4 protein-coding genes are annotated in these 11,977 nt (G+C 63.2%); 3 read left to right on the plus strand and 1 reads right to left on the minus strand.

The genetic code is table 11. The features are described 5' to 3' along the window. The first annotated feature begins 12 nt into the window (after window positions 1-12). The 3 genes from HK439_RS10340 to HK439_RS10350 all read left to right on the plus strand — a co-directional run bounded on the left by HK439_RS10340 (window position 13) and on the right by HK439_RS10350 (window position 11,087). Entirely contained in the window at window positions 13-1,554 is a 1,542-nt protein-coding gene (locus HK439_RS10340) for a trimethylamine methyltransferase family protein (protein ID WP_190291335.1), read from the plus strand. 570 nt (window positions 1,555-2,124) lie between these two features. Further along, on the plus strand, window positions 2,125-9,717 hold the full coding sequence (locus tag HK439_RS10345; protein WP_209011710.1) for a type I polyketide synthase: 7,593 nt from the start codon (window positions 2,125-2,127) through the stop codon (window positions 9,715-9,717). After that, window positions 9,714-11,087, plus strand: coding sequence for an aminotransferase class I/II-fold pyridoxal phosphate-dependent enzyme (locus HK439_RS10350; protein ID WP_190291336.1), 1,374 nt, complete (start codon window positions 9,714-9,716; stop codon window positions 11,085-11,087). The genes HK439_RS10345 and HK439_RS10350 overlap by 4 nt, the downstream gene beginning before the upstream one ends. A 17-nt stretch (window positions 11,088-11,104) precedes the next feature. On the opposite strand, the gene HK439_RS10355 is transcribed toward HK439_RS10350, so the two are convergent. Next, entirely contained in the window at window positions 11,105-11,920 is an 816-nt protein-coding gene (locus tag HK439_RS10355) for an SDR family NAD(P)-dependent oxidoreductase (protein WP_190291337.1), read from the minus strand. Window positions 11,921-11,977 lie beyond the last annotated feature (57 nt).

The raw sequence follows: 11,977 nt of genomic DNA on the forward strand, positions 1-11,977 counted from the left end.
GGAGGCTCAATCATGTCCGATACCGCAGTATCCGCGGGACGCCGCGGGAGATCGGCCCGCCGAGAACGCCGCATGTCCGGATCAGGCGGTGTCGGCACGCCCTATATCAGCCGGAACATCCCGTTTTACGATGTCCTGAGCGACGAAGGCGCGGAGAAGATCGAGGCCAATGCCGACCGGATTCTGGCGGAAATCGGCCTGGAATTCCGGGAAGACCCGGAAGTCCTCAGCATCTGGAAGGCAGCCGGCGCAGAAGTCGACGGGGAGCGGGTCCGCTTTCCCAAGGGCATGCTGCAGGAGCTCGTCAAGACGGCGCCCGCCCAGTTCACCCAGCATGCGCGCAATCCCGCCCGGAGCGTGGAAATCGGCGGCAACAACCTGGTGTTCGCCCCCGTCTACGGCCCACCCTTCGTGACGGATCTCGACAATGGCCGACGCTACGGCACGATCGAGGATTTCCGCAATTTCGTGAAACTGGCCTACATGTCGCCGTGGATGCACCACTCCGGCGGCACCGTCTGCGAACCGGTCGACCTGCCGGTGAACAAGCGCCATTTCGATATGGTCTATTCCCATATCAAGTATTCCGACAAGCCGTTCATGGGCTCCGTGACGGCGCCGGAACGGGCGGAAGATTCGGTGAAGATGGCGCGAATTGTGTTCGGCGAGGAATTCGTCGACCAGAATTGCGTCATGATCCAGCTGATCAACGCCAATTCCCCGCTGGTTTTCGACGCCACCATGCTCGGCGCGCTCAAGGTCTATGCCCGCGCCAACCAGGCCTGCATCGTGTCGCCGTTCATTCTCGCCGGCGCCATGAGCCCGGTCACGGTCGCCGGCACCCTGGCGCAGGTTCTGGCCGAAGCTTTGGCCGGATGCGCGCTGACCCAGCTCCTGCGGCCGGGAGCACCGGTCGTCTTCGGCGCCTTCGTCAGTTCCATTTCCATGCAATCCGGTGCACCGACCTTCGGCAGCCCGGAAGGCACACTGCTTTTGAACGGGGCGTCAAAGCTTGCCCGAAGGCTCAATCTGCCGTTCCGTTCCGGAGGCTCGTTCACGGCCTCCAAAGTGCCCGATGCCCAGTCGGCGCAGGAATCGGCCCACACGATTACCGCAACTGTGCAATCCGGCGTCAATTTCGCGCTTCATGCGGCCGGTTGGCTCGAAGGCGGCCTGTGCTCCTCCTATGAGAAGTTCATCCTGGATGCCGACCAGCTCGGCATGATGCATGTGCTGGCGAGGGGAATCGATCTTTCCGACGAGGCAATGGCCATGGACGCGCTTCAGGAAGTCGGACCGGGCGGTCACTTCCTCGGAGCGGCTCATACACAGCGCAATTTCGAAAGCGCGTTCTTCCGCTCCTCGATCGCCGACAACAACTCCTATGAGCAATGGCTGGCGGATGGCGAACTGGATGCAGCCCGGCGCGCCAACCGAATCTGGAAGGAACAACTGGCGGCTTACGGCGGTCCGGAACTCGATCCGGCAATCGATGAAGCCCTGCAGGATTTTATGGAAAATCGAAAAGCTTCTTTCCCGGACAGCAACGTTTAGGGTCAGAACCCATTAATTTTACACATTCTGCGGGAGTGGCTTTGTTTGCTGACAAGGCAGAGATCCACAGGAAACCATTCGGTTTTCAAGGGTCTCTAACGCCGTCAGGAGGCAAAGACGCCCCGCCCTTCGGGTTTAACACGGAAGGCCGTCCTGACCGCAAAATCGAGCTTGGATAGGAAAACCCTGTCCCGCGCTCGCTCTTACGCTCATTCCAACCTTCCCTGACAAACAGAATGAGCAAAATTAATAGGTCCTGACCCTAAACACCCTTTCCGAGTATTTCAGAGCCGTTGCCTGGACACCTGACAGTTCCAGGCAACGGCCGTCCTCCACAATGGCGCCGTCTAGGCAGTGGAAACTCTTGCAAGTCTCCGCTAGGCTTATTAAACACCGCCGGTATGCCTGCGGTGCAGCATTGGCCGTGAGCCATTAATCGAGAGGCGAGTGCCCTAAGGGCAACTCATGGAGGGTGGTTAATAAAAATGCATAGCGCGCGCCGCGTTCCACTCACCTTATTCGTATTCCCATCGATCGCTGGTTACGGCGAAATACGCTGAAGGTTGCTCAGTGGCTTCTTTACATTCCAATATCGATATCGTCGGTTATGCGAGCCGGTTGCCCGGCGCAAACACTTCGGAAGATTTCTGGGCGCTTCTGCGCGATGGAAAATGCGCAGTAACATCGGTTTCCAATGACAGATGGCCGCTGGCCCGTTTCGGGCATCCGGACAAGTCCGTTTCGGGCAAGACCTACACCTGGGCTGCCGGCCAGCTGGATGATGTCTGGGGTTTCGATCCGTCCTTTTTCGGCATTTCTCCGCGCGAAGCCCTCCAGATAGATCCCCAGCAGCGCCTCTTGCTGCAACTGGTCTGGGAAGCCCTCGAACACGCCAATATCCCGCCGAGCGAACTGGCCGGTACGACAACCGGCGTTTATGTCGGCGCCTCCTCGCTTGACTATCACCACCGGTTCATCGGCGACCCGGCAACCGCCGACATGCAGTTCATGACCGGTAACACGCTGTCGATCGTTTCGAACCGCATTTCCTATATCTACGACCTGCGCGGCCCGAGTTTCACGGTCGACACCGCCTGCTCCTCGTCCCTCGTCGCCCTGCATGAGGCGATTTCCGCCATCGAGAGCGGCCAGATCGACACGGCCATCGTTTGCGGCGTCAGCCTGCTTCTGAGCCCGTTCGCCTTCATCGGCTTCTCGCGGGCGACCATGCTGTCGCCGACGGGCCTCTGCCAGGCCTTCGACGCCAATGGCGACGGTTACGTGCGTTCCGAAGGCGGCGTTGCGATCGTGCTGCGTTCAAAGCGGGCAAAGGTGCTCAACGGGGCCCGGAGCCATGCAAAAATCCTGGCCTCGGGCATCAATGCCGACGGCCGCACGGTCGGCCTGTCCCTGCCGTCTCCTTACGCCCAGGCGGACCTGCTGCGCGAAATGTACGATGGCCTCGGAATCGACCCGAACGCGCTCGCCTTTGTCGAAGCGCACGGCACCGGAACCCGCGTCGGCGATCCGGCGGAAGCCGACGCCCTGGGCAAGGTCATCGGCCAGAAACGCTCCGAAGTCCTGCCGATCGGATCGGTCAAAACCAACGTCGGTCACCTGGAGCCGGTGTCCGGCCTCGTCGGACTGGTCAAGTCGCTTCTGGCGCTCAAGCATGACACGCTGCCGAAATCACTGCACTTCAACGCGCCCAACCCGGACATTCCGTTTGAGGAGCTGAACCTCAAGGTCGCAAGCGAACAGGTCGCGCTTGCCCGCTCCGACAAGCCGCGCCTTGCCGGCATCAACTCGTTCGGCTTCGGCGGCACAAATGCGCATACGGTGATCGCGGACGGCGACCCAGAACCGGTGGCGGACGACGCTGTTTCGCCTGGCGCACCGCTGGTCCTGTCCGCACGGTCCAAGGATGCGCTGAAGGAACTGGCGACGCGCTATCGCGACCGGCTGAAGGATGCGGATAGTGAAGACGCGGCCCGGGTAACGGTTTCCGCCGCCCACGCGCGGGATCTCCTGGCACAGCGCCTGGTTATCTGCGGCGACAGCCCGGAAAGCCGGCTTGCGTCCCTGGAGGCCTTTATCGCCGAAGAGGATACGCCCGAGGCGATCGCCGGCGAGGCCCTCAAGCCGAAGGAAAAGATCGGCTTTGTCTTCTCCGGCAACGGCTCGCAATGGGCCGGCATGGGACAGGAAGCCTACCAGAAGGACGAGACCTTCCGGCTCGCCTTCGAACGGGTCGACAAGATCTTCATGGGCATCGGCGGCTGGTCGCTTCTGACCACGCTGTTCGCCGAAGACCTGGAAAACGATATCGAGCGCGCGGAAATCTCGCAGCCGCTGCTGTTTGCCATTCAGGTCGCGCTTGTCGAAGCGTTGCGAAGCCGCGGCATCGAGGCCGAAGGCGCCTGCGGCCACAGTGTCGGCGAAGTCGCTGCCGCGTGGTGTTGCGGCGCGCTGACCCTGGAACAGGCGGTCAAGGTCATTCACGCCCGCTCCAGCGAACAGGAAGTGGTCCGCGACCTCGGCTCCATGGCGGCGCTTCTGCTGCCGGCCGACAAGGCACTGGCGGCCATGGAGGAAAGCGGCCTGCCGCGGCTTGAACTGGCCGCGATCAACAGCCCGCGCAGTGTCACCATTTCAGGTGACACCGAAAGCCTGGACGCCTTCGCGAAATTCGCCCGCAAGAAGAAGTGGGCCCTGCGCCGTCTGAACCTGGCCTATCCGTTCCACAGCGCGCTGGTGGACCCGATCCGGGAGCCGCTTCTGACGGCGCTCACCGGCATTACGCCGCAGGAACCGGCCCTGCCCTTCTACTCGACCGTCGAGCCGGAGGCGCAAGGCCTGACGCTGGACAGCGACTACTGGTGGCGCAACGTCCGCCAGCCGGTGAAATTCGCCGACGCCATCTCGAAGATGAGCGAAGACGGTTTCGGCGTTCTGGTGGAAATCGGCCCGAAGGCGGTGCTCGGCACCTATATGAACGACGTCCTGCGCAGCGACGGCAAGAAGGCGACGGTGCTTGCGAGCCTCGAACAGCCGGGCAAGAACAGCGCGCCGGTGCAGAACCCGGTCGCCAAGGTGGCGAGCGGTGTCGTTGCCCATGGCGGCAAGGTGGATCTCTCCCGGTTCGTTGCCCCGCGGCCGGATGCGTTGACCGCACTTCCCGGATATCCCTGGCAGAATTCGCCCTATATGCCCGACCCCACGTCGGAACGGGTCGACTTCATGTTCGGCCGGACCTGGCCCCTGCTCGGCTATCGCCTGCGACAGGACGTGGCGGAGTGGTTCAACCATGTGGACGCGGTCGCCATTCCCTGGCTGGCGGATCACAAGGTGGAGGAATCGGTCGTTTTCCCGGCCGCCGGCTACACGGAAATGGTGCTCAGGGCCGCCCTGAACTGGACCAAGAGCGATACGGTCGAAATTCGCGACCTGGACATCCTGCGTCCGCTGGTCATTGACAGCGGCGAGACCTGGGAAACGGAAGTCCGGATCTCGCCGGACGACCGGGTCGTGGAAATCTATTCCAGACCGCGTCTGCAGGACAGCGACTGGTCGCTGAATGCCCGCGGTCATTTCGTGACACCGTCGGAGACCGACCATACGCCCTGGCTGCCGGCAGGCGAACAGGAAACCTCCCGGCTGGATCACGACGCGCTTTACACGATCACCCGGTCCTTCGGCCTGGAATACGGCCCGGTTTTCCGGCGCGCCGACCATGTTATTACCCATGACGAACGCTCCGCGACCGTCTACCTGCGCCCGCAGGACGACTGCCTTGCGCAGACCGAGTTGTCCCTTTGCCCGACGCTGGTGGATTCCGGCTTCCACGGCCTTTTCGCCCTGCTGCAATCGGTTTCCGGCGTTCCGGAAAAGACCAGCTTCCTGCCGATCCGCATCGGCAGCCTGCGGCTTTTGCAGCCGGAAGTGAAGCCGGAAGCGGTCCGCATCAAGGTGACCAAGGCCTCGCCGCGCTCCATCGAGGCGACCTTCGAATATATCGACGCCAACGACGAAGTGATCGCCCGCCTGGCTCGAACCCGGTTCCGCGCCGTCAAGCTCGGCCGGGAAACGCGCCCGAACGAACTCATTTACAGGCAGCTTGCCACGCTGCTGCCGGATGCCGATCGCAAGGCCCCGACCGAAGCCGTTCTCCCGAACGGGTTCGCGGCCTTTGCCGGCGATATCGGCGTCGCGGCCGACGAAGCGCCGGAACTGGAAGATTCCGTGCTTCTCATCGAGGCCATGGGGCGGACGATTGCCCATGAGACGCTTTGGAACTTCGCAGAAAACGGCAAGTTCGACCTGACGGCCCTGATCGGGACGGACAAGATCCACGAGACGGCGCGCCCGCTCGTTCATTCCCTGCTGGGCTGGCTTGAGGAAAGCGGACTTGCCGGAGAAGCCGAGGGCGGCTGGCAGTTGTCTGACCCGGCAGATGGACCGGATACGTCCCTGCTGATGCAGACGATCGCGCTGGAAGGCGCGCGCCATATTGCCGAAGCATCGCTTCTCGCACGCCTCTACACCGGGCTTGCCGATGTCCTTCGGGACGGTCTGCCCGCTTCGGCCGGGGATCTTTATGCCGGCGGGCTTTACGACGCCTATCTGACCGCCTCCCCGGCGGCAACGGCCATTTCCGGCGCCCTGAAGGCCGCAATCCTGGGACTGGTGGCCAACTGGCCGGAAGACCGGGCCCTGCGCTGCCTCGTCGTCGGCGCCTCCGCGCACGACGTCATCCAGTCGCTCGATCGCCAGCTCGATCCGCGCCGGATGTCCGTCGCGGTTACGGATCCGTCGGACAGTCATCTCGGCCGTGCAGCACGGCTTTGGACCGGAAGCACGTCGACACAGTTCCACGAATTCGAAGACGACACGCTTGCAAAGCAGGCGCCGTTCGACCTCATCGTCTTCGGCGCATCTATGGCCGAACTGCGGGAAGGCCAGCTTTCGAAGATCGCCGACATGGCGGTGGAAGACGCCCTGCTTGTGGCTGCCGAACATCTTGCCGCTCCGCTTACGGATCTGATCCGCGGCATCGGGCAGGACTGGTGGCAGGACGGAGACAGCGACATTGCGCTGTCGCGCCTGAACGAGGACTGGAGCGAAATCCTCACTCAGGCCGGTTTCGGACAGATCGAAACGGCAACGCTGAACAGCACCGTTGCCGAAGGCGATCTGATTGCCGCCCGTGCCGGCGCCAAGGCGGAGCAGGCTGCAGAAGAAGCAGACGGCGAAGAAGCACCGGTTGCTGTCGAAACCCGGCATTTCCTTCTGTTCACGGATGAGGAAGGCCCTGCCCGCAAGCTGGCAGACGGCCTGTCCGTCTGCCTCAACCGGGACCAGGTCGCAACCACCCTGCTGATCGCCGGCCAGGAAACGAAAGAGGTTTCCGAAGGCATCTGGATGATCGATGTCGATGGCGAGAGCGGCGTCCTGAAGCAGCTGCTTGGCAAGGCAAGCGGGCGTCTGGTTCATCTTCAGGGCGGATATGCCGACAAGGCGGATGCCCTCAATGTCGTCGACAAGCGCACATGGTCGCTGACGCGGATCCTGAATACGCTCGGCGCCGATGACGGTGAGATCGTCATCGTTGCCCCCGGTGGCGCACAGGACCTCGCAGGCGGCGTCGCCCATTGCCCGGATCAGGCCGGAACCTGGGCCTATGGCCGTGTGGCGATGAATGAGTTCCCCCAGGCGAATGTCCGCCTGATCGACCTGTCGCCGACGCTGGAACCGGGCATTGCCGCATCACGGCTTGCCGAGGAACTGCTGCGCGACGGCGAAGAGCGGGAAGTCGTTCTGGACGGCCGGAACCGGTCCGGCCTCAGGATCCTTCAGGGCGGCGTGCTTCCCGAACAGACGGTTTCCGGCGGCGCCCGCCCCGGAATGCGGCTGGAAATCCTGCGCCAGGGCGCACTGGACCAGTTGTCATGGCAGGCGCTCGACCGGGCCGACCCTCAAGGATCGGACGTCGAGATCGCCGTTGAAGCCAGCGGCCTGAATTTCCGCGATGTGATGTGGGCCCTCGGCCTGTTGCCGGAAGAGGCGCTGGAAGACGGTTTTGCCGGACCGACGCTCGGCATGGAATGCTGCGGCACCGTCGTTGCCTGCGGCCCGGGTGTGACCCGCTTCCGTCCCGGCGACCGGGTCATCACGTTCGCGCCGGCCTGTTTCGCAAGCCATGTGACGGTGGACGAAAGCGGCTGCGCACCGATGCCGTCCACGGTCTCTCCTGAGGAAGCGGCAACCATCCCGGTGACCTTCCTCACCGCCTATTACGCCCTGGTCCATCTGGCCCGTCTCGCTGAAGGCGAAACGGTCCTGATCCACGGCGGCGCCGGCGGTGTCGGCCTGGCCGCTCTGCAGATCGCGAAGTGGCGCGGGGCGAGGATCATCACCACCGCCGGCTCTCCGGAAAAGCGCAACGTCCTGAAGCTGCTCGGGGCCGATGTCGTGCTCGATTCTCGCAGCCTCTCCTTCGTCGACGCGGTCATGAAGGAAACCGACGGTGAAGGCGTCGATGTGGTCCTGAACTCGCTCTTCGGCGAGGCCATGGAACGCAGCATCGACGTGTTGAAGCCCTTCGGCCGGTTCCTGGAACTGGGCAAGCGGGATTATTACGGCAACACGCGGATCGGTCTCCGGCCGTTCCGCCAGAACCTGACCTATTTCGGCATTGACGCCGACCAGCTTCTGACCCGCCAGCCGCAGCTCGCAGTCGAGCTGTTCACCAAGCTGGTAGAGCTATTCGAGAGCCGGACGCTTTCGCCCCTGCCCTACCGGGTGTTCGAGGCGGACCAGGTGGTCGACGCCTTCCGCCTGATGCAGCAGGCCGGCCATATCGGCAAGATCGTCCTGCGGCCGCCGGAAGTGCCTGAAAACCTGCCGGAAACGCCGCATCTGACCTTCAAGGACGGCGCGGTCTACGTGATTGCCGGCGGCTTCGGCGGCTTCGGCGTGGAACTGCTCAACCGGCTTGCCGACAAGGGCGCGAAGCACCTGGCGGTGCTCAGCCGCCGCGGCGGCGACTCCGACGATGCGCGGCAGGCCATCGAGGTGCTTGAGAAGCGGGGCGTTTCGGTTTCCGCCCATGCCTGCGACATCACCGATGAAGCGACTATGGAATCGGCGCTGGAAGAGATCCGTTCTTCCGGACATCCGATCTGCGGCGTGTTCCATACGGCAATGGTGCTGAACGACGTCCTGATCGCAAATCTGGAGCATGACGGACTGACCCGCGTGCTCGCGCCCAAGGTCCGTGGCGCGGAACTGCTGGACCGGCTGACCAAGGACGATCCGCTCGACCACTTCGTGCTCTATTCGTCTGCGACGACCCTGGTCGGCAACCCGGGACAGGCCAACTATGTGGCGGCCAACGGCTACCTGGAAGCGCTTGCGCGCAAGCGCCGCGCGGAAGGCCGCCCTGCCCTCACGGTTGCCTGGGGCGCCATCTCCGATGCGGGCTATCTCGCCCGCAACGAGGACGTCAACGAGATGCTCTCGCGCAAACTCGGCCGCCATGCCCTGACCGCCCGCGAAGCGCTCGACGGCCTGATGTCGCTGATGGCCCTGCCCCAGCAGGACCTGGAAACCGCAGCGGTCGGCTATGCCCGCATCGACTGGCAGTCGGCCCGCAAGGACCTTGCCCTGCTCGGCACCCCGCTGATCCAGCTTCTGGGTCTTGGCGACGGAGATGACGGCAGTGGCGCGGAAGGCGCCATCGATCTGCATGCCCTGCTCGACGGCATGGACAAGACGACGGCAGCCCAGACCGTTGCCAAGCTGCTCGCAGCGGAAATCGGCAAGATCCTCAGGATTTCGCCGGATGAAATCGATGCGCACAAGCCGCTGTCGGATATCGGCATGGATTCGCTGATGGCGCTGGAATTGCGCATGAGCGCGGAACGCCAGCTTGGCATCGACATTCCGCTGATGTCGCTTGCCAACGGCGCAACGCTGATCGATCTTTCCAGCCGCGTTGCCAACCGTGTGCTGGGCGAGGAAGGCGACGACCGCTACTCCGCGGACTCCCAGCAGCTTGCGAGCCAGCACATGACCGACAACGAACGCACGGAAACGGAAGACCTTTCGGACGTCGCAGCGCAACTGGAAAACAAGAGCCGCGAACTGGGATCATTCCTATGACCGGACCAAAGGGATTGGGCGCGGATGAGCGCGCCAAACTGATGGACAGCGTCCGTGCCGGGCGCCGCTCGGTACGTGACAAGCGGCCCTCGTCGACCTCGGAGAAACCCGAAGCGCCGAAGAGAAAAGCTTTCGATTTCAAGACCCTGCCGCAGATCAAGCAGTTGCAGATGCAGCGTGCGGCGGCCGACATGATGGGGATCGAAAACCCCTTCTTCCGGCCGCATGACGGGCTGGCGACGGGCACGACGGAAATCGGCGGCAAGACCCACGACAATTTCGCTTCCTACAACTATCTCGGCCTCAACGGCCACAGGGAAGTCAACCAGGCCGCCAAGGAGGCGATCGACACCTTCGGCACCAGCGTTTCGGCAAGCCGCATCGTTGCCGGGGAGCGTCCGCTGCATGGCGAGCTGGAGCAGGCGCTTGCGCGCGTGCACGGCGTTGAATCCTCCATCGTCATGGTGAGCGGCCATGCGACCAACGTGACCACCATCGGCCATCTGATGCACAAGGGCGATCTCATCCTGACGGATTCCCTGGTGCATAATTCGATTGCCGAAGGTGCAAGGCTGTCCGGGGCGACCCGGATCAACTTCCCTCATGACGATCTGAACGCACTGGAAAAGCTGCTTTCTGAAAACCGGCACAAGTTCGACAATGTGCTGATCATCGTCGAAGGCCTCTATTCCATGGACGGGGATTTCCCGGACCTGAAGCGGCTTGTCGCCCTCAAGCAGTCCTATGACGCCTGGCTGATGGTCGACGAAGCCCATTCCATCGGCGTCCTCGGCAAGACCGGTCACGGCATTGCCGAACACTTCGGCATCGACCCCAGAGAAGTCGAAATGTGGATGGGGACGCTGTCAAAGACGTTCTCCTCCTGCGGCGGCTACATCGCCGGCTCCAAGGCCCTGTGCGATTACCTCAAGGTGTCCGCGCCGGGCTTCGTCTTTTCCGTCGGCCTGTCGCCCGCACTGACTGCATCGGCGATCGCCTCCATCCAGGTCATGGAACGGGAGCCGGAACGGGTCGGAAAGCTTCAGGAAAACGGCCAATACTTCCTGAAAAAGGCACGCGAAGCCGGCCTCGATACCGGGCCGAGCGCCGGTTATTCGGTGGTGCCGGTCATTGTCGGCGATTCCGTCGGCGCCGCGGTCCTGTCGAACCGGCTTCTGGAACGTGGCGTCAACGCACTCCCGATCATCTTCCCCGCGGTTCCGGAAAAATCGGCCCGCATCCGCTTCTTCATCACCAGCGAGCACACGAAAGAGCAGATCGACCGCGCCATCGAGATCACGGTCGAGGAGCTTGCCAGGCTGAAGAATGACGGTTCGGCGGTCGACCGGCTGATCAAGGCAACGCGATAGGGTCCACTGGCCGAAGGTCAGCCGCCGTCTTTCCCGTTGCCGGAATACCTCGGATCTTCCTCGATATCGGCGGCAAAGCCACCCATGAAGAGATCGGAAATCCGTGCCGGCAGCAGGTTCTGCAGCCGGATGCCCGTCGCCAGGATGAAGGGGAAGGCATAGAAAGCTTTTCGCTTCTCGATCGCCCGACGCATCTTGATCGCCGCCTTTTCCGCCGGCATCTCGAATGGTTTGGAGCCTTTGTGCCGGGCCGACATGGGCGACGTGACAAACCCCGGACAAATGATCGTCACGTCGACGCCGAAGGGCGCAAGCCAGCCGCGCAGGGAATGGCCATAGGCGATAACGGCGGCCTTTGTTGCACTGTAGCTCGGCATGTCGGGCAAGGCGCGCATGCCGGCAAGCGAGGCGACAAGAACGATCTGTCCCCGCCCGCGCAGGCGCATCGGTTCCACGACGCCGGTCACCGTATTGACCGCGCCGCGGTAATTGATGTCGATCTGCCGGTCGGCCGCATGATCGGCTTCCCGGCTGCGGCCCGGCCCCAGTCCCGCCGTCACGCCGGCGTTGGCGATCAGAAGGTCGACCGGATGCCTTCGATCCAGATCCTCCAGAAACGCATGAAGGGCATCCCGGTCGCGGATATCGAGTGCGGCCGTTTCCGCCTCTGCCCCCCGCCCCCGAACCTCTTCGGCGAGCGCCTCAAGCTTCTCCCTGTCCCGCGCAATCAATGCCAACCGGCGCCCCGGGCGCGCCAGCTCTCGGGCAAGGGCCGTTCCGATGCCTCCGCTCGCACCGGTCAGGACAATCACTTCGGGATCTCGCGCAGCCATGGTGGTCTTTTCTTTCAAGGGTCGTGCCGATGTTCCGGATAAAACACCGGATAGCAG

The sequence above is a fragment of the Roseibium aggregatum genome, assembly GCF_014692675.1.
Lineage (GTDB): Bacteria > Pseudomonadota > Alphaproteobacteria > Rhizobiales > Stappiaceae > Roseibium > Roseibium aggregatum_C.